We start from the raw sequence: 19,434 nt of genomic DNA on the forward strand, positions 1-19,434 counted from the left end.
AATCGCTTTTCATTATAGGTCATATGGGACTTTTTTTCTATACTCAAAAAGGTTCCATAATCTCTACAGTGGATTTACCCACTACAGAAATTATAGAGCCCTTTTTTTGTCTTTTTAAGTGAAAAAAGTGGCTTCAAGTCTTAGAAGCTTTATTCCCAGTTTAGCACTTCCATCTAAGACTCGTTTTTATTGAGGATAAGCTGGTCATCGTTTGTTTTCTTCAACATACAGTCAGTGTTTCCTCCAAAAAGACTTGATGAGCGAAAAAACATCTCTTATATGAAAGTACTTTACTTGTGAATAGAGGCTCTTATAATTTTGTGGATAATATTAGAATTTTCATAATTTTCTTATAAAAAATATTTTAACATGTAGTTGCCTAGGTCAAATTCCTTAATGGAATTGAATTTTTGAATCTTTAGAACGCCTTATTTTCTCTATTTTCCTTGTTTATAATTGGATAATTTGTCTTGACTTATTTTGTGAACTATATTACAATGTAGTCAAATTTTGCTTGACAGCGCTATCAAAATAAGGTAATTCTCTAATTGTTTAGAGGATTTTTTAAACAGGGAGGAGGGCGACTATGACAGAAGAGCAATTATTTTCGATCGGGAATGCGGCGAAGTTATGCGGTGTTTCCTCAAAGGCCTTACGTTACTATGAAAGTTTGGGGCTAATCCAACCCAAGCTAGTATCAAAGGAAAATGGTTATCGTTATTATGATAAGGAAACCCTATTGCTCATTCCAGTCATTAAGTATTATCAGCAAGTTGGGCTAGAATTAAAGCAGATTAAGAAACTAATTTCCTTGGATGGTTGCAACGATCACTATCATTTGTTAAAGGAAAGGAGAGAGGAGATTAAGGCAAAGAGGGAGGAGCTATTGATTTCTCTTACTTCTGTAGACGATTGGCTTCAGCTCATCATAGAAGGTGAAATGTGCCTACAAAATCAGAATCAAATCAAGGCTGGTTTAGCCAGCCAAGTAGTTAGTCTCAAATATTATAGCGAAGAAAGGAGCTACTGCAGAATAGAACAGCCCTATCACTATCATTATAAGGAATCGATTATCAACCTCGAATGGACAAAATTCTTAAAAGAGAAGCATCTTGAGGTATCTGGTCCAGTCATTTTAAAGTATGATTCTTATCAGGAAAAAATGACTGGGCAGGCAAAAACTGTAACGATTCTCCAGCACTGTTTCCCAGAATCTTCAGAATTTTCTAGCTTCGGTGGTTTTATGGCGCTTAGTTGCTATCATATTGGAGCGCTCGAGAAAATCGAGGAGACCTATCAAAAAATAGTGGATTATGCCGAAGTCTGCGACTATACCTTGCAATCAGAGTGCTATGAAAGGTATGTGATTGATTATTGGGTCACTCAAAATAGTGAAGAATTTGTTACGGAAATTATTATTCCAGTCGTGACACCCGATGAAGTGATTCGATAGTCTTTTGGGGTAGAAAATAAAAAATAAGGAGCGAGGCAAGGTAGCACCCCTTACCTCACTCTTTTTTTAGTCTTTTGAGCCTAAACTCAGGCAAGATGTGAGGACAGAAAGAGCAAAGCATATCACCGGCATTCGTATCCATGTGTTCCCTTTAGGGGCAGATAGCCCTAGTTAGGAAGCAACTCCACTATCTGAAAGTTCCTTGTATGCTCATCTGACAGGGGGAAAACATTCCTCCAAGGGAAAGGTTTTGGGGAAAAGAGGACTTTTCATTTGAACTATTTTTTATCAAGTCTTTCTTTTTGAGAGCTTTATTAAAAAAATCAGAATAGATTAGAAAGAATGGGTCTTGTAGTGATAGATAAGGGTTTGAAAGACGAGATTTCCTATTTTATCAGATTCTTGGGGAGAAAACATAGAAATTTTACAAAAAATAATTGACTTTCCCCTTATGGAAGAGCTTACAATAAAACATAAATAGGTGATATAAGCTTAGATCCTTATTGTCTATACTCTTTAAAAATCAAAAGGATACGTCGTCAACTTGCCTGGGTGAACGCTCGTTCTACCTTCGGCTTCGATTATAAGAAAATGAGCGGTGCTACTCTCATTTCCAACCTCTCACAATTCTTAATTGTGAAAGCCAGTCTACTTTTGATTTTTATTGAGTATTAAATAAATGTTATAACGGAGGTGTACCCATGAGTTCTGAAGCATTGGGGATGATTGAAACAAAAGGCTTGATTGGCTCCATTGAGGCAGCCGATGCCATGGTAAAAGCAGCGAATGTTGCTTTAATTGGCAAAGAACATGTAGGAGGTGGTTTAGTGACTGTCTTGGTACGTGGCGATGTGGGAGCAGTAAAGGCAGCTACTGATGCTGGTGCTGCGGCAGCTCAACGAGTTGGTGAGCTCGTTTCTGTTCATGTGATTCCACGCCCACATGGCGAAGTAGAAACCATTTTACCAAATAAAAATGACTAGTTGAGCTTGTAGTAATGATGAGAGGTACTGATTTTATGACACAAAATACCAAAAACATTGGTCACTTGGAAGCGCATCAGAAGATGCTTACAACAACCAAGAAATTTCATGCTTCCGGTATCAGAAGCGGTGCAATTTCTGGTTTATTTTATGGGCTCTATTCATTTTTAATCATCATTGTCCAAGGATTTGATCCTTTGACGTCTGCAGTTGGTATTTTAGCAGCACCCTTTGTCATTGGGGCAATTAATGATTTTCTAGGTGGCTGTGTTTTGTTACTCAATCTTATCAGGACAGGAAAGTTCCATGAGCTAGCGCGGAGCCTCGCAACAAAACCTGGAAAAATCATGCTTTTGGGTTATCTTCTAGGAGGACCAGTTGCCAATGGAGCTTATCTCGTTGGTCTCTATCTTGCGGGCGCTTTTGCGATTCCGATTTCAGCTACAACCGCAGCCTTTGGTGCAATCTTCGCAGCTATCTTCTTAAAACAGAAACTCAACGCTCGCGTGATTGGAGGCATGGGCTTTTGTATTCTTGGAGCGATTATCATTAACATGGTGAAGCCAGAAGGTGCTCCAAACTTTACATTAGGGATTATTCTAGCTCTTATTGCAGCTATTTGCTGGGGATTGGAGGGCTGTATTTCTAGCTTTGGGGGAGCTCTTCTTGATTCAGAAGTCAATGTTACTCTTCGCCAACTCGTTTCAGGTATCATCCAAATGGTGGTTATTATTCCCTTGATTGGTGCTACTGGATTGTTTACTAGTATGTTCCATTCACCCTTGGTAATTGGATTATTGCTCATTTCTGGTACCCTTGTAGGCATTTCCTATGCGGAATGGTACAGATCAAATGCTATGGTTGGTACTGCAATAGGAATGTCCCTCAATATTACCTATGCTTTCTGGGGAGTTTTGTTGAGCATCTTGTTCTTACATCAAGCAATAACTCCGGCAATTGTAATTGGTTCGACCACTATCATTATAGGAGCTATTTTAGTAACGACCAATCCCCTAGATTTCTTTAGAAAAGGTGAGGACTAGAAGATGCGATTATTACCAGCAAGAACAGCAGTACTGAATTATATGGCGAGCATTCGTGAGGCTGATGTCAGACAAGTCATGTCAGCTTTGAAACCAAAGTATGGCAGTGAAAAACAATTTACAGAAGTTTTATTTTTAGAGCACCTGATGTCTTTAGAGTGTAATGGCTACTTAGAGCAGTCAAGTTATGATTTAGATGAAAATGGACACTTGAGGATTTACTATACAATCACCGAAGATGGCCAGTCAGCAGTAAAAAAATATATTGCGGAAGAATTTAGAAAATAAAAGGAGTACGTCAACATGAGATATCGTGGTGGACAAGCCCTGGGACTAGTCGAAACGATTGGCTTGGTTCCAGCATTGGAAGCTTGTGATAAGATGTTAAAGGCAAGTGATGTCAAACTCGTTTCTTATGAGAATATTGGTTCGACCTTAGTGACGATGATGGTGGTTGGAGATGTTGCAGCAGTGGAGGCGGCGGTTGAAGCTGGTGCACGAGCAGCAGCAGCTATTGGAAAATTGACATCCCATAACGTGATGCCAAGGCCTATCCCTGCTGTTGGGGACATCGTTTCAGTACATGATATTGACAACTGCTAAAGGAGAAGGCAATGGAAAGATATCAAGCAATAGGAGCTATTGAGACATTTGGATTGGTTTTTGCCTTAGAAGCCGCAGATGCTATGGTAAAAGCCTCTGAAGTGGAGGTAGTAGGTTATGAAAATACAGCCTCTGGTTATATTTCAGTCATTGTACAAGGAGAAACAGAAGCCTGTAAAACAGCAGTGGATGCCGGTGTTTGTGCAGTTGAAAAAATGGGAACAGAAGTATATAGCCATGTGGTGATTCCCGGCCCACATGAAGAGTTACAAAAAATCATCGATCGGTATTCTTTATCTGTCCTACTACCAGAAGAAGCCTAAGAATAAGAGGAGATGTTGCACATGAGATATATTGACAAAGATTTGGATTCAATCCAAGAAACAAGAAACCTACTTCTGAATGCTCAAATGTCTTTTGTTCAACTGCAAAAGTTCAACCAAGGTGAATTGGATGAATGTAGCGCCTCTTTTATAGTAGCATTACAAAAAGAAGCAGACCATTCTATTGCGCGTTTTACGAGGGGAAATGACTATGGAAATGAGGAGGACGAACAGTTTTTATGCCAGCAATTTCTTCGGCGTTTTCAAGAAAGCCTGCAAGTAGAGCCCTGTGTTGGCATACTTACAGGTGATGTGGAGAATAAAACGATTGAAATCGGTGTCCCTCTGGGAGTTGTCGTCGTCCTCCTCCCGTCCCATCCGACCTTTTCCTTACTGGTCAATCTATTACTGCTTGCAATGAAATCGGGAAATACCTTGGTAATGATTGCCAATAAATATTCGAAACCTGCGACGATTGACGGTTTGAAATGGCTTATTGCCTTGTCAGAAAGGTGTGGCTTTCCTGAAGGAAGTATCTCCCTTATTGAAATGGTTACAAATTCAGGAATATTGGAGATGCTAAGGAGTGACAAGGTTTCACTGATTGTCAATATTGGTTGTCCTGAATATATTAGCGATCAATTTCGGACAAATATTCCCTTAATCTATGGTGGCGAAGCCTCTGGACCTGTCTTTATTGAGCATACAGCAGATATTGAGCAGGCAGTAAAAGATGTGATTTACTCACGGAGTTTCCATAATGGAATTTTACCAGGTTCAGAACAATTTCTGGTCACTGAAAATGGAATAGCAGAGCAAATAAAGCAGTATATGCTTGAAAATAAAGCCTACCTATTAGATGAATCTGAGACACAAAAGTTAAAAGAATGGTTGGAACGTTCAAAAAAGAATATTAGCAATTCTTACATTGGGAAATCTGCTGTTTGGCTGGCTAAAATGGCAGGATTTACAGTTCCCGATGAGACAAGGGTCTTGGTCTCGTTTCAAGATTATCTGAATGAAGAAGATTTTTTCAATCAAAAATTGCTCTGTCCACTCATCATGGTTTATTTAGAACCCGATTGGACCTTGGCTTGTGTCAAATGTATGAGACTGTTAGCAGAATTGAAAATGGGGCATACTCTCACCATTCATTCAACAGACTGGAAAGTCATTCAAGAATTTGCGACGGTGAAATCAGTTGGAAGAATGATTGTCAATGCACCGACGGTTTGTGCCGCAACAGGAATTACTTCTCATTTTTCCCCGTCCTTCATTTTGGGAGGAATTACAACTGGGCGAGGCTATAGTGCAGAAAATGTGACACCTAAGACTTGGACCTATACCCGTCAGGTTGGTTTTCAAATGGATACTCATGCTTGATTGCTGTCAGTAAGCAAGGGATTCGTAAATAGTGAACAGAAAGGATGAGCGGGAGATAAGAAAATGGATTTTTCCTAAATGTTTCCCATTCAGTTGATCAAGTAGTATCTTGGTTTTTGAGAAATAGGAAAATACAATCAGAATAGATTTCCTATATTTGAGGAAGGAGAGGAAGTATCTAAAATGGATATGCAAGAATTTAAAGCTAAATTACAAGAAGCAACAAAACAATTGAGTGATGCAGAGCGTGCATCGCTTGCGAATCTTTTTCAAAGCGTGTCAGAAGAGAGTGCAAAGCTAGATCCAGCGCCTGTTCTTGCCAGTGAAGGAACGGAGAAGCCAGATGGGATTACCCCACGTTTGCAGGCTTTGAAAAATCAATACTTAAACGCTCGCCCAACCATTTCTTTGATTCGTGCCATTAACTTGACCCGTGTCGCAAAAGCAAATGAGGGAATGCCCAAAGTCGTTTTACGTGCTACTGCCTTCAAGGAATTTTGTAAACTAGCACCGCTTGTCATTCAAGACCATGAGTTGCTAGTAGGTGCACCAAACGGTGGTCCTCGTTGGGGGGCTTTCTCACCGGATATTTCTTGGCGTTGGCTCCGTGATGAATTAGACACAGTATCTACTCGACCGCAAGATCCATATGATTTGTCAGAAGAAGACAAGAAGATATTAGTGGAAGAAATCTTCCCCTATTGGACTGGTAAGTCTGTCGATGAAGCCTGTGAATCACAATATCGAGAAGCAGGTGCCTGGGAGTTATCAGGAGAATCATATGTGTCAGACTGTTCTTATCATGCGCAATCTGGAGGGGGAGACTCCAATCCAGGCTATGACGTCATCGGTATGAAAAAGGGAATGCTAGACGTTATCGAAGAAGCAAAAGCCCATTTAGATGAATTGGATTATGCTAATCCAGATGCTCTCGAAAAAATCTATTTTTACAAAGGGCAAATCTTAACTGCTGAAGGCGTCATTATCTATGCCAAACGGATGTCTGAATATGCTAGCCAATTAGCAAGCAAGGAAACAGATCCGAAGCGGAAGGCTGAATTAGAAATGATTGCTCACGTCAATGCCAATGTACCAGCTAATAAACCCGAAACCTTTTGGGAAGCTATGCAATATTTGGTAACGATCCAGCTCTTGCTTCTTTGTGAAGAAAATCAAACTGGTCTTTCAATCGGCCGCGTCGACCAATACATGTATCCATTTTATAAAAAAGACATAGAAGAAGGTCGGATAAACGACTTCCAAGCATTTGAAATTGCAGGATCCATGTTCATAAAAATGTCCGAAATGATGTGGTTAACCTCAGAAGGGTCCTCCAAATTTTTTGCAGGCTACCAGCCATTTGTCAACATGTGTGTGGGTGGGGTAACCCGTGAAGGCCGCGATGCGACCAATGAGCTGACCTATCTCTTAATGGATGCTGTTCGTCATGTCAAGGTTTATCAACCAACCCTAGCTGCTCGTATCAATAATAAATCACCTCGTAAATATCTGAAAAAGATTGTCGAGGTGGTGCGTGCAGGTCTTGGCTTCCCAGCCTGTCATTTTGATGATAGCCACATCAAGATGATGTTGGCAAAAGGTGTGTCAATGGAAGATGCGCGTGACTACTGTCTCATGGGGTGTGTAGAGCCACAAAAATCTGGACGGCTTTACCAATGGACTTCAACGTCTTATACCCAATGGCCCTTGTTGATTGAAACGACCTTGAACCGTGGTGTGCCACTCTGGTATGGTAAACCCGTGACACCAGATATGGGACCACTTAGCCAATACAAGACATTTGAGGAATTTGAAGCAGCAGTCAAAGAAACAATCCGGTACGTTACAAAATGGACCTCTGTTATGACGGTTATTTCACAACGGGTACAACGTGACCTCGCTCCAGTTCCATTGATGTCAATGATGTATGAGGGAACAATGGAGCATGGTCGTGATGTTAAAGCTGGTGGTGCTACCTACAACTTTGGTCCTGGTGTAGTGTGGTCAGGTCTTGCCAACTATGCGGACTCTATGGCTGCTATTAAAAAATTGGTCTTTGAAGATAAGAAGTATACCTTGGAAGAATTAAACAAGGCATTGGTAGCAGATTTTGAGGGCTATGACCAAATTAGAAAAGACTGTTTGGAAGCTCCAAAATATGGCAATGACAATGATTATGTTGACTACTTTACCTCAGATATTGTCGAATTTACCGAAGAAGAACACCGAAAATATCGGACCCTCTATTCAGTATTGAGCCATGGAACCTTATCCATTTCAAACAATACTCCTTTGGGACAAATTACAGGTGCCTCTGCTTCTGGTCGCCGGGCTTGGAAACCTTTATCAGACGGTATTTCACCCGACCATGGTATGGATACAAAGGGACCTACAGCTATTATCAAGTCAGTATCTAAAATGGCGAATGAAAACATGAATATTGGTATGGTGCATAACTTCAAGATTATGGCTGGCTTACTTGAAACGCCTCAAGGAGAAGAAAGTTTGATCACGCTCTTGCGTACTGCAAGTATTCTGGGAAATGGAGAAATGCAATTCAACTACCTTGACAATAAAATCTTGCTTGATGCCCAAGAACATCCAGAGAAGTATCGGGACTTGATCGTTCGTGTGGCAGGCTACAGTGCCTTCTTTGTTGAATTATGTAAAGATGTGCAAGATGAAATTATTTCACGCACGGTCTTACGCAACCTTTAATCAAAAGGCCCTTGTAGCATGGGGGACAAAACGACTGAAAGGTTACAGTTGTTTTGACCTTGATGAATAGAACGAGTGCCTTAATAGGAGAAACAATAGTGGTAGGAGCGACAAAAAAGCATGAGACTAGAATAAATGTATTTAATGTTCAAAAGTACAATCTCTATGATGGTCCAGGAATAAGGACAATTGTTTTCTTTAAAGGTTGTCCAATGCGTTGCAAGTGGTGTGCCAATCCAGAGGGCTTAGAATTTGGTTCTAACATCATGTATAAAGAAACCTTGTGTAAACCCTACAATGCTTGTGCAAGGACTTGTCCCCTAGGAAAGGTTTGCTTTGCTTATAAGAATCAAGAAAATCCTATTCCATATGATTATTTGGATAAAGAACATCCAATCGATATTCGAAAATACAAGAAAAGATTTCCTAACAAATCTGACATTGAAGGTTGCCCAGAAGGAGCAATCTCTATCATCGGAGAATCCAAGACGATTTCTGAACTCATGGAGATTATTCATGAAGATGATGCCTTTTATGAAATGTCAGGGGGAGGAGTTACCTTGTCGGGTGGTGAGTGTCTGGCACAGGCTGAAGGAGCAGTAGCCCTGTTACAAGCCTGTAAGCAAGATGGATTGAACACTGCTGTAGAAACGGCGGGACATGTACCCAATAAAGTTGTCATGAAAGTTGCTGAATATACTGATTTGTTTCTATTTGACTTGAAACATATGGATTCAAAGAAACACAATGAATGGACGGGTGTAGGAAATGAACGGATTTTAAAGAACCTAGTCTCACTTCTGGAATCCGGTCGGAATGTAAAAATTCGAATGCCGATGTTAAAAGGAATCAATGATAGTGAAGAGGAGATGAGGGCTATCGTAGAATTTTTACTGCCTTATAAAGAGTATCCTAATTTTAAAGGAATCGATCTATTACCATACCATAAGTTAGGGGTCAATAAATATTATCAACTCGGCATGGAGTATAAGATAGAGGGCGATCCTTCTTTGAGCCAATATGATTTGGACAGAATCGAACGCTATATATTGGCTTACGATGTTCCCGTGACAGTTGTAAAACACTGATATCCTACACATTGAGATAGAACATACTTGTAAGTCCAGCTTTTGGGAAGTCTAAAACTGCACAGTGTTTGCGAGCAAAGGGGGGCACGGGCTAAAAGCTCGGAAAAAAGACCCAAACAGAAATAGATTGAAATACAGTGTATTAGCGGTAGCTAGCTGGCTATTTCCTGCATTTCATTTGTGACTAGCCTAGCTAGCCTCGCAGGAGTCTCGCAACGAAGTTGCAAGCAACTTCTGCTCGGCCGCCTATTTTCACTTTGAGTTTTTCACAGGCTTTGTATCTTGGTTTAATTGAGTTCGGACTAAAAATGGCAGAAAAAAGATGAATCGGCTTGATGACAAAGGTCATCTTCTCCAATTCCCTATTTTTCTTTCCATTTTCTTGACGTCCTAACATCTTAATTGAACTCGGGCTACAACTCACTGCCAAAAAGACCCTAACAGAAATAGATTGAAATATAGTGTATTAGCGGTAGCTAGCTGGCTATTCCCTGTATTTCATTTGTGACTAGCCTAGCTATCCTCGCAGGGGTCTCGCAACGAAGTTGCAAGCAACTTCTGCTCGGCCGCCTATTTTCACTTTGAGTTTTTCACGGGCTTTGTATCTTGGTTTAATTGAGTTCGGACTAAAAATGGCAGAAAAAAGATGAATCGGCTTGATGACAAAGGTCATCTTCTCCAATTCCCTATTTTTCTTTCCATTTTCTTGACGTCCTAACATCTTAATTGAACTCGGGCTACAACTCACTGCCAAAAAGACCAATCTCATTGGTTGCAAGACAACCTGCTTCGATTGTCTATTTTGTCTAGGAGTTGCTTTACCAGTCTATGCCAGACTGGTAAAGGTTGGAAATAAAACGAGTGAAACTCGTGTCAAACGCCCTCGTATCTTGTTGGAATTGAACTCGCCCTAAACTCTGTGCGAAAAAGACAAATTCTCCTAGAAACTAAAGTTTCTTCGTCAAATTTTCTATTTTCGCTTTGAGTTTTTCACGGGCTTTGTATCTTGTTGGAATTGAACTCGCCCTAAACTCTGTGCGAAAAAGATAAATTTTCCTAGAAACTCCCGTTTCTTCGTCAAATTTTCTATTTTCGCTTTGAGTTTTTCACGGGCTTTGTATCTTGTTGGAATTGAACACGCCCTAAACTCTGTGCGAAAAAGACAAATTCTCCTAGAAACTAAAGTTTCTTCGTCAAATTTTCTATTTTCGCTTTGAGTTTTTCACGGGCTTTGTATCTTGTTTAAGAAAGGGAAGATTGTCGGATAAGATGGAAAAAATGAGTCGTATTATTCAAGAGTCTGTTCCTGGGAAGCAGATTACTTTAGCGCATGTGATTGCTGCGCCAATTCGTGCAGTTTACGATAGTCTTGGTATATCTCACAAAGGGGCGATTGGTATCTTGGCTCTAACCCCCTACGAAACAGCTATCATTGCAACGGATATTGCTGGAAAGGCTGCTGATGTTGATATTTGTTTTGTAGACCGTTTTACGGGGTCGGTCATGTTCAGTGGCGATGTTCAAAGTGTGGAGGTGGCTTTGCAAAGTATTGTAGATTATTTCAAAGAGCAACTGGACTTTACAGTTGTTTCTCTCACACGCTCATGAATAAACGATTATTAGTCATTGGTTCAGACCATGGTAAGGCAAAAGAACTTGTAAAAATGCTGGAAGATAATCAGGAGCTTTCCTTTATCCGTTCTATTGTTTATTATTCTCGTTGTATTTTTGTTCCAGAAGCCTATCTGAGAAACCCTAGTATGAAAAAACATATTATATCGCTTCAACAGAATGCCTATGGAGTGCTAATGCTCCTGCATGCGGAGCGACAGTCAAGGATCTATTCACCAAATTTTGCAAAGAGTTTTCGAATTCCAACCATTGGTGTCATTATGGGGCAAGAAAATGAGAGGGAAGAGCAGCGTCTAGATTGTCAGAAAGAATTGAGGGAAGCCAAAGTGGATATGGTTGTCGAGTTAGCTTGCCTTGATGCAAGGAATGTTCAGTATTTATTACAGCAATTAGGAAAAATAAAAGAAGGTAATCAATGAATATACAAGAATTTAAGGTAGGGCCGAGATTTATTTTTGGTCAGGGCTCTACAAAAGAAATTTCCAAGTTATCCATCATCCGAGCTTATATTATTTGCGATCCTTTTGTGGAGAAAAGCAATATGCTTCAAGAAGCCTTGGATTGCTTGCAGGAAATGGGAGCTGCTAGTAAAGTCTTTTCACGAATTGTACCCAATCCTACTATTGAAGTTGTATCTGAAAGCCTTGCTGAAATGAGAGGGTTCAAACCAGATGCTGTTATTGCAGTAGGAGGTGGTTCTGCCATAGATGCAGCTAAGGCCGTTATCAGGGTATATACTGAAACAGAAAGTGTAGAAAAGCCGATTTTGATTGTAATCCCAACGACAAGTGGAAGTGGGAGTGAAAACACGACCTTTGCAGTTATCTCAGATCCAAGCAGAAATGAAAAGTATGCCTTGGTTGATGACTCTCTTGTTCCAGATGTTGCTATTCTAGATACCGTTTTTACAATGAGTGTGCCACCAGCGATTACTGCGGATACAGGGATGGATGTCCTTACACACTGTTTAGAAGCCTATGTATCAAATCAGGCCAGTGATTTTTCAGATGCCTGTGCAGAAAAGGGATTGACGCTAGCCTTTAACCATGTTGTTGAAGCCTATAAAGATGGAAGCAACCTATTGGCGCGTGAAAAAATGCACAATGCTTCTTCCATTGCAGGAATCGCCTTTAATAATGCAGGTTTAGGGATCTGCCATAGCTTATCCCATGCGATTGGGGCTTTCTTTCATGTTCCGCATGGTCGCATAAATGCGGTATTGCTTCCCTATATCATTTCGTTCAATGCCTCACTCAATACAGATCGGGATACAGCAGTTGCAAGGCGCTATGCACAAGTAGCAAATCTGTTGCATCTCTATGGTACAACAACAAAACAGAGCGTACGTGCCTTGAATTATGCAATTACAGGCTTGATGAAGCAAATGAATATGCCAATGACCATTAAAGAATTAGGGATTGATCCTCTCGAGTTTGAAAAGATGATTCCTGAAATGGCAAGACGAGCCATTACAGATGCTTGCACCCCAACAAACCCCCGCTCCGTAACAGTAGCCGAACTTGAAGAAATCTATAGAGGATTGTTGAACTAAGATACGAGGGCGTATAAAAAGCGAATGAAAAATAGGAGACTGACGACGTGTTCGATGAACACGAGGAGGTCTATCTTTTTTCCGAGTTTTTAGCCCGAGTTCAATTAAGATGTGAGAGCGTTAAAAGCACTAAGTGAAAATAGGAAATTTGACGAAGAAACGGTAGTTTCTAGGAAAATTTATCTTTTTCACACAGTGCTTAGCTCGAACTCAGTTAAACCAAGATACAAAGGGCGTAAAGTGAATAGAGTTCATAATAGCTACAGCAAAATAGGAAATTTGACGAGTGAAAAGCTCCAGTGGAGGTTTTCAGCCTATCCCTAAAAAGCTTCTCATCTGTAATTAGATAAAGCCGAAACAGCTACCTACCTTTTTACCCAGCTCGTAGCTCGATTTCAATTATCAATATAGACAAAAGAAGGCTATATAAGCGAAAGAAGGAGTTTATGAAATTTTTAACCGAAGATGATATACGTGTTGAGTATCATAAGGTTCCTTTTGATACCTTTACGATTCCCCAAAATGTAAGATTAACTCCTGGTGCCAGAACCTTTCTTGCAGATAGAAAGATTAAGATCATAGAAGGAAATGGACGGATACAGAAAAAAGTAAGCAAAACTGCCTTTCCTGTTAAAAAAGAAGAGCCGATCCAATCAATTACTCTTCCTCAGGCTGAATGGTTTGCTATTCGGTGTGAACTGTTAAAAACAGCTTATGATTTAGCTAGTACAGATCTGCCTTTAGTAGAAGAACTCAAAATAATAGAACGTTGTCTAGCCTTAGCAATGGTAAATGAAAAAGGCAATCTTCCACCGATTACAATGGTGAATACGGAAGCGGTACAGATGGACAAGACTGCGATTGTTGAACATTTGTCAACGGTTGGTATGTTTTTACAGACTAATAAGGGACGGGTACTGATAAGGCTTTATCCACTTTATTTCCGCTTGGAAGCATGGATAGAGCAGGTGGATCTTCGTGCACAACCTTATCTGTCAGACATTGTTCATCGCTTGGAACAACTGATTGCCTATTATCTAAATAAGGGTGAGGAGGGGAAATAAAATGCCTGATGGATTGCCAAAAACATGTGATCAATATGTAGCAGACTTTGAAAAGGTAACGATAGAGCCAATCACATCCAATAGCAGTATCTATTTTACAGGTGTTGATTTAGGGACCGCTTCCATTGTTTTGGTTGTATTGGACGATCAAAAAAAGATTGTCGCCGGTGCCCATCAGCCAGCTAGCGTGATTCGTGATGGAATGGTAGTAGACTATGTCGGGGCAATCGGGATTGTACGTGCATTAAAAGAGAGATTGGAAGCACAACTCAATACCGAATTACTCTATGCGGCAGCAGCCCTCCCTCCTGGGACGGATATCTTAGATGGTGGAGCAATCAAGAATGTGGTTCAGAGTGCTGGCTTTGAGTTGACTGCCTTGTTAGATGAGCCTAGTGCAGCAAATACAATTGTCGGTCTCAAAAATGGGGCTATTGTCGATATTGGTGGTGGGACAACGGGGATCTCTATTTTAGAAGATGGTAAAGTGGTGAAGGCCGTAGATGAAGCAACTGGAGGAACTCACTTTTCACTAGTCATTTCAGGAGCTTACCAAATCAGTATGGAGGAAGCCAATACCTATAAACAAAATCCCCAACATCATAAAGAACTACTGCCCATTCTCAAACCTGTTGTAGAAAAAATTGCTTCCATTATAAAAAGGCAAATTGCTGGTTTTGAGGTAGAGGTCATCTACTTGGTAGGGGGGACAAGTTGCTTGACAGGTATTGAAGCCATTATTGAAAAAGAGACGGGAATTCAGACTGTTAAACCCCGAAATCCGCTGTTTGTGACCCCAATCGGTATTGCAATGAATTGTGGTCAAGAAATAATCTATTGAGGAGGAGATATGCTAGTTGCAGAGTTGGTAGATACAATTTGGGCTACGAGAAAGTCTGATGCCTTGAGCGGTGCTAAATTTTTATTGGCCGAGGTAAAAGGTGGTAGCAAGGCGGGCGAACTGTTAGTAGTCGTCGATATGATTGGTGCAGGCATTGGTGATCGTGTCATTGTCACCACTGGGACAGCAGCCCGCCGTATGATGGGAGATGATCAGATGCCTGTTGATGCAGCTGTTATCGGGATCATTGATGAAAATTATGATGAAATAAAAAAGCAAAATGGGAAAAAGGAACACTTTTCCTAATGTAAAGGAGAGCAAATGGCAAAATTAGTTGTTGTAAAAGATGTTTCTGACTGCCATGAAGCGGGCAAAACAATTTATTATGTTGAGGCAGATACGATCATTACGCCAGCAGCCCGAGATGAGGCTATAAAATGTGGTATTTCCTTTGAAATTGGTCAGAAACAATCTGAAAGAAAGACTGAAAAAGGAGAATGTGGTATTTCAGCAGAAGAATTACTCTCCCTTTTAAGGCGAATGTTGACAACTTGTGATAAAAAAATAGAGAAAGCAAACTTACCTTATCGCAGTGTAAGTCACGCCAATGGTTTGAAAGTTGTGAAAGGTGGAACCGTCAGAATGGATCAGTTTGACACGGGGAAGCCAGAAACAAGTGTTCGTTTTCAAGAAGTGGTGGGGAAAGATGAAGCGAAGATGAGTGCAGGATTTCTAGAAATTGATCGCTCAAGCTTCGCTTGGAAATTACCATACCAAGAAATTGATTATATTATTTCTGGTACTGTCTGTGTCGAAATTGATGGTCAAAAATATGTTGGTCGTAAGGGAGATGTCCTCTTTATCCCATCAGGCTCTGATGTTATTTGGAGCTCCCCTGACCATGCGAAATTATTCTATACCACTTATCCTTCCAACTGGTCTGATTTGATGTAATGCTGGAGGAAATCATATGAAGGCATTAGGAATGATTGAAACATATGGTTTGGTGGGAGCGATTGAAGCAGCTGATGTCATGCTAAAGGTAGCAGACGTCTCCCTGATGAAAGCTGAAAAAGTTCAGGGAGGCTTGGTGAATGTGTTTATTACTGGAGATGTAGCTGCGGTTAAAACAGCAGTAGATGCAGGAGTTGGTGCGGTCAAAGATTTAGGAGAAGCCTGCTTTTATAACTCGCATGTTATTCCTCGCCCTGATCATCAAGTGGTATCTTTGTATGAAGAAGATCAAGAAGAGGAGGAAACAAGCATCACAAATCCTCCGGTCTTTATGGAACCGATCAAAACTCTAGAGGAAAGTGGGCAGGAAGCTTTACAGACAGTTCTTGAATCCCCTGTGGAAATGACAGAAATGTCTAAGGCATCCCAAGCTCCAACGGTCGAATCAGAAGAAGTATTCCTTACGCCCAAAGACTACAAAAAGCGTTTGGAAAAAATGAAAGCAGCAGATTTAAGAAAGCTTCTTCTACATCATCCAAAACTGACACTTACCGAGGAGACAGTCCAAGGAATGGTCAGAAGAAAGATGATTGCTATTTTAATGGAAGAGCTGGAAAAACGAGGAGAAAATTAAAAACAGTACATAGGAAGGATGAATCAAATGAAGACAGTTGACATAGATCTTTGCTCTATTCAAGAAGCAAGAGACCTTGTAAAGGAGGGGAAAAAAGCATCTGATAGATTAGCAACTTTTTCAGATGAACAAATTGATGCAATTTTACGGAACATTGTAAAGACTGTAGAGGCTAATGCTTATTATTTGGCGGACATGGCTGTTGAGGAGACTGGTTTTGGGAAACTGGCTGATAAGGCTTATAAGAATTACGCCGCTTCTACATTATTGTATGAGGAAATTAAAGACAGTAAGACATCAGGAATCATTGACTTTGATGAAAGTAAAAAAATATTCCGTGTTGCAGAACCGATGGGATTATTACTAGGAATCACTCCTTCAACGAATCCAACTTCTACGATTATTTTTAAGGCAATGATTGCGATTAAATCGCGCAATGCAATCGTCTTTGCTCCACATCCGTCAGCCAAGCGCTGTAGTATCGCTACAGCTGAGCTAGTGCGAAAGGCTGCTGTTGAAGCTGGTGCCCCAGAGCATATCATTGGCTGTGTGACCAATCCTACTCTCCAAGCGACGAATGAATTGATGCATGCCAAAGAGGTCTCTCTGATCATCGCAACTGGTGGTCCAGGTATGGTTAGAGCTGCTTATAGCAGTGGTAAACCTGCTATCGGAGTTGGTGCTGGAAATTCACCAGCCTACATTGAAAAAACGGCCAATGTCAAAAGGGCGGTTGCTAGTATTGTTGCTTCTAAGACCTTTGATAATGGAACGATTTGTGCTTCAGAGCAAGCCATTATTTGCGAAGAATCCAATAAAGAGGAGGTAATGGATGAGTTGAAAGCTCAAGGTTGCTACCTCATGACCCAGGAAGAGACGGACAAGGTTTGTGAAGTTCTATTTAGAGGAGATTCAAAAGGCTGCAATCCGTCTATGAATCCAACATTTGTCGGTCAATCAGCTAAGGCGATTGCAGGAGCTGTCGGCATAGCTGTTCCAGAAGATACGAAGATTTTGGTTGGACCACAGGCTGGTGTTGGTCAGGGCAATCCCTTATCGTTTGAAAAATTGACAACTGTTTTAGGATTCTATGTAGTAGAGAACTGGGAAGAAGCGTGTGCCTTGAGTATTCGCCTCTTGCAAAATGGTATCGGTCATACCATGAGTATCCATACCGAAGATCCAGAGATAATCTTCCAATTTTCTCGTAAACCAGCATCACGGATTTTGATCAATACAGGTGGTAGCCAAGGTGGTACAGGTATGTCTACTGGTCTACCAATTGCCTTTACACTGGGCTGTGGCACAGATGGAGGTAGTTCAGTTTCTGATAACTTAACACCAGAGCATTTGGTTAATATCAAGACAGTTGCCTATGGCTTGAAAGATGTGACACGAATCGTAGCAGAAGATGTTGGGTTCCAAGCCCTACCAAAATCAGCGCACTTACATCAGCCAACTGATACAGTCAAGCCGATCACATCACCAATCGAACATCATTCTAAGGCTGCTAAAACAGTAACAGAGAGGAAAGTTTTTCTAGGTCAAACTCCTCAAGAAATTCAGGTAGCATTTGAACAAAAACAAAAACAAGGACAGAAGCCAGAGCTTTCAGCTACCTCTGGCGTGCAAACCACTAGTCATAGTCCAGCAGATAATGAAGCTCTTGTGCGTGAAATTCTGTCTGCTTTGAGAAAGAAATAAGAGGGGTAGACGATGGATGAAGATTTAGAAAAGTTATTATATAAGGTGGTCGAATACTTAAATGGTACCGAAGCAGGAGCCTCTTTAGGGGAAGGCATTTCAGAAGACAATTATGACATTACAGTTCCCCTAGGGGTTTCCAATCACCACGTGCATTTATCACAAGCAGATGCGGATATTCTCTTTGGCCCTCGCTATAGCTTTACAAAACTAAAAGATCTTTCTCAACGAGGTCAATATGCCTTAGAGGAATGTGTAATGGTTGCAGGACCCAAAGGAATGATTGAAAAAGTTCGTATTCTTGGTCCAGTTCGTAAGGAAACGCAGGTTGAATTGACTGCGACGGATTGCTTCAAGATAGGGGTGAAAGCGCCACTTCGCCTTTCGGGGCAGCTAGAAGATACACCTGGGTGTACGCTTATTGGTCCAGCAGGCTCTGTTCAGCTAGAAAAAGGTTGTATCGTTGCGAAACGTCATATTCACATGTCTCCAACAGATGCCAAACGATTCGGTGTTGAGGATCATCAAACTGTATCCTTAGAATTGCCGGGTGAACGTGGAGGTATGATTCATAATGTGATGATTCGTGTAAATGATACCTTTGCCTTGGAATGTCACTTGGATACAGAAGAGGCAAATGCTCTCGGAGTAACTGGCAAGAGTAAATTGCGACTGGTAAAATAAAGGAGGAAACAGATGAACTCAGAAGCATTAGGAATGATTGAAACAAAAGGTTTGATCGGCTCAATTGAAGCTGCCGATGCTATGGTCAAGGCAGCCAATGTCACCTTGATAGGCAAGGAGCATATCGGAGGAGGTCTGGTTACTGTGATGGTTCGGGGAGATGTTGGGGCAGTCAAGGCGGCGACAGACGCAGGCGCAGCTGCTGCCCAACGTGTAGGAGACCTGGTCTCTGTTCACGTCATTCCGCGTCCCCATATGGAAGTCGAATCTGTCTTACCTCAAAAAGGCTAACGCCACTCTTTAGCAAAAAATAGAAAGTAGGTCGAAATATGCAATCAGAAGCATTAGGAATGGTTGAAACAAAAGGCTTGATCGGCTCGATTGAAGCAGCCGATGCCATGGTCAAGGCGGCCAATGTCACCTTGATAGGCAAGGAGCATGTCGGAGGAGGTCTGGTTACTGTGATGGTTCGAGGAGATGTTGGGGCGGTTAAGGCAGCGACAGACGCAGGCGCAGCTGCTGCCCAACGTGTAGGAGACCTGGTCTCTGTTCACGTCATTCCACGTCCTCATATGGAAGTGGAAACCATCTTACCAAAGCATCAAGCTATAAGAGCGTAAAAAAGTGACTGACAAATAGGAAATAGCTCGAAGCTGCCTTTGTTTCTAGAGGTATGTGTTCCTATCCTTGTGTTTGTTGAACAGGGCGTCAATCTCCTCATTTCACTAGGTGCTTTAAAGGCTTGTATCTTATCACTGTAGAAAGGAGAGAATGT

Annotated in this window: 22 protein-coding genes; 21 read left to right on the forward strand and 1 reads right to left on the reverse strand. The window is 41.1% G+C overall.

Annotated features, from left to right (window positions below; all coding sequences use genetic code 11):
* Positions 1-586: 586 nt before the first annotated feature.
* The 9 genes from ACVPON_RS06645 (at position 587) to cutD (ending at position 9,594) form a co-directional block, all read left to right on the forward strand.
* The gene (locus tag ACVPON_RS06645) at positions 587-1,453 is read left to right on the forward strand and encodes a MerR family transcriptional regulator (RefSeq protein ID WP_462877399.1); all 867 of its coding nucleotides are present in this window, start codon (positions 587-589) and stop codon (positions 1,451-1,453) included.
* A gap of 701 nt (positions 1,454-2,154) precedes the next feature.
* Complete coding sequence (gene eutM / locus ACVPON_RS06650; protein ID WP_462877401.1) at positions 2,155-2,436, forward strand: ethanolamine utilization microcompartment protein EutM; 282 nt, start codon at positions 2,155-2,157, stop codon at positions 2,434-2,436.
* A gap of 35 nt (positions 2,437-2,471) precedes the next feature.
* The gene (locus ACVPON_RS06655; protein WP_462877403.1) at positions 2,472-3,479 is read left to right on the forward strand and encodes a DMT family transporter; all 1,008 of its coding nucleotides are present in this window, start codon (positions 2,472-2,474) and stop codon (positions 3,477-3,479) included.
* Between the two features lie 3 nt (positions 3,480-3,482).
* A complete protein-coding gene (locus ACVPON_RS06660; protein ID WP_462877405.1) occupies positions 3,483-3,767 on the forward strand; it encodes a hypothetical protein in 285 nt (94 codons plus the stop codon).
* Positions 3,768-3,782: 15 nt separating this feature from the next.
* Positions 3,783-4,082: a BMC domain-containing protein gene (locus ACVPON_RS06665; protein WP_462877407.1), complete on the forward strand. Its 300-nt coding sequence runs from the start codon at positions 3,783-3,785 to the stop codon at positions 4,080-4,082.
* Positions 4,083-4,093: 11 nt separating this feature from the next.
* Positions 4,094-4,405 carry a BMC domain-containing protein gene (locus ACVPON_RS06670; RefSeq protein WP_462877409.1) on the forward strand — a complete coding sequence of 104 codons (312 nt, stop codon included), beginning with the start codon at positions 4,094-4,096 and terminating at the stop codon, positions 4,403-4,405.
* 21 nt (positions 4,406-4,426) lie between these two features.
* Entirely contained in the window at positions 4,427-5,788 is a 1,362-nt protein-coding gene (locus ACVPON_RS06675; RefSeq protein ID WP_462877411.1) for an aldehyde dehydrogenase family protein, read from the forward strand.
* 183 nt (positions 5,789-5,971) lie between these two features.
* On the forward strand, positions 5,972-8,506 hold the full coding sequence (cutC, locus tag ACVPON_RS06680; protein ID WP_462877414.1) for a choline trimethylamine-lyase: 2,535 nt from the start codon (positions 5,972-5,974) through the stop codon (positions 8,504-8,506).
* A gap of 98 nt (positions 8,507-8,604) precedes the next feature.
* The gene (gene cutD, locus ACVPON_RS06685) at positions 8,605-9,594 is read left to right on the forward strand and encodes a choline TMA-lyase-activating enzyme (protein ID WP_462877416.1); all 990 of its coding nucleotides are present in this window, start codon (positions 8,605-8,607) and stop codon (positions 9,592-9,594) included.
* A gap of 517 nt (positions 9,595-10,111) precedes the next feature.
* On the opposite strand, the gene ACVPON_RS06690 is transcribed toward cutD, so the two are convergent.
* Entirely contained in the window at positions 10,112-10,315 is a 204-nt protein-coding gene (locus tag ACVPON_RS06690) for a hypothetical protein (protein WP_462877417.1), read from the reverse strand.
* A 548-nt stretch (positions 10,316-10,863) separates the two neighbouring features.
* Between ACVPON_RS06690 and ACVPON_RS06695 the strand changes: the two genes are divergently transcribed.
* The 12 genes from ACVPON_RS06695 (at position 10,864) to ACVPON_RS06750 (ending at position 19,279) form a co-directional block, all read left to right on the forward strand.
* Positions 10,864-11,202, forward strand: coding sequence for a BMC domain-containing protein (locus tag ACVPON_RS06695; protein WP_462877420.1), 339 nt, complete (start codon positions 10,864-10,866; stop codon positions 11,200-11,202).
* Positions 11,199-11,645, forward strand: a complete 447-nt coding sequence (locus ACVPON_RS06700; RefSeq protein WP_462877422.1) for a EutP/PduV family microcompartment system protein — start codon at positions 11,199-11,201, stop codon at positions 11,643-11,645. The genes ACVPON_RS06695 and ACVPON_RS06700 overlap by 4 nt, the downstream gene beginning before the upstream one ends.
* Positions 11,642-12,778, forward strand: a complete 1,137-nt coding sequence (locus tag ACVPON_RS06705; protein ID WP_462877423.1) for a 1-propanol dehydrogenase PduQ — start codon at positions 11,642-11,644, stop codon at positions 12,776-12,778. Before ACVPON_RS06700 ends, ACVPON_RS06705 begins: the two co-directional genes overlap by 4 nt.
* A 446-nt stretch (positions 12,779-13,224) precedes the next feature.
* Positions 13,225-13,842 carry a hypothetical protein gene (locus ACVPON_RS06710; RefSeq protein WP_462877425.1) on the forward strand — a complete coding sequence of 206 codons (618 nt, stop codon included), beginning with the start codon at positions 13,225-13,227 and terminating at the stop codon, positions 13,840-13,842.
* A gap of 1 nt (position 13,843) precedes the next feature.
* Positions 13,844-14,683 carry an ethanolamine utilization protein EutJ gene (gene eutJ, locus ACVPON_RS06715; RefSeq protein WP_462877427.1) on the forward strand — a complete coding sequence of 280 codons (840 nt, stop codon included), beginning with the start codon at positions 13,844-13,846 and terminating at the stop codon, positions 14,681-14,683.
* A 9-nt stretch (positions 14,684-14,692) separates the two neighbouring features.
* A complete protein-coding gene (locus tag ACVPON_RS06720) occupies positions 14,693-14,989 on the forward strand; it encodes a EutN/CcmL family microcompartment protein (protein WP_462877429.1) in 297 nt (98 codons plus the stop codon).
* A 15-nt stretch (positions 14,990-15,004) separates the two neighbouring features.
* Positions 15,005-15,637, forward strand: coding sequence for a cupin domain-containing protein (locus ACVPON_RS06725; protein ID WP_462877430.1), 633 nt, complete (start codon positions 15,005-15,007; stop codon positions 15,635-15,637).
* A 16-nt stretch (positions 15,638-15,653) separates the two neighbouring features.
* Positions 15,654-16,271 carry a BMC domain-containing protein gene (locus ACVPON_RS06730; RefSeq protein WP_462877432.1) on the forward strand — a complete coding sequence of 206 codons (618 nt, stop codon included), beginning with the start codon at positions 15,654-15,656 and terminating at the stop codon, positions 16,269-16,271.
* A gap of 27 nt (positions 16,272-16,298) precedes the next feature.
* Positions 16,299-17,975, forward strand: coding sequence for an acetaldehyde dehydrogenase (acetylating) (locus ACVPON_RS06735; RefSeq protein ID WP_462877469.1), 1,677 nt, complete (start codon positions 16,299-16,301; stop codon positions 17,973-17,975).
* Positions 17,976-17,987: 12 nt separating this feature from the next.
* Positions 17,988-18,659: a phosphate propanoyltransferase gene (locus ACVPON_RS06740; RefSeq protein WP_462877433.1), complete on the forward strand. Its 672-nt coding sequence runs from the start codon at positions 17,988-17,990 to the stop codon at positions 18,657-18,659.
* 12 nt (positions 18,660-18,671) lie between these two features.
* The gene (gene eutM, locus ACVPON_RS06745) at positions 18,672-18,950 is read left to right on the forward strand and encodes an ethanolamine utilization microcompartment protein EutM (protein ID WP_462877435.1); all 279 of its coding nucleotides are present in this window, start codon (positions 18,672-18,674) and stop codon (positions 18,948-18,950) included.
* Between the two features lie 38 nt (positions 18,951-18,988).
* The gene (locus ACVPON_RS06750) at positions 18,989-19,279 is read left to right on the forward strand and encodes a BMC domain-containing protein (protein ID WP_462877437.1); all 291 of its coding nucleotides are present in this window, start codon (positions 18,989-18,991) and stop codon (positions 19,277-19,279) included.
* The last annotated feature ends 155 nt before the right edge of the window (positions 19,280-19,434 follow it).

The organism is Streptococcus sp. 1F3 (assembly GCF_054968985.1).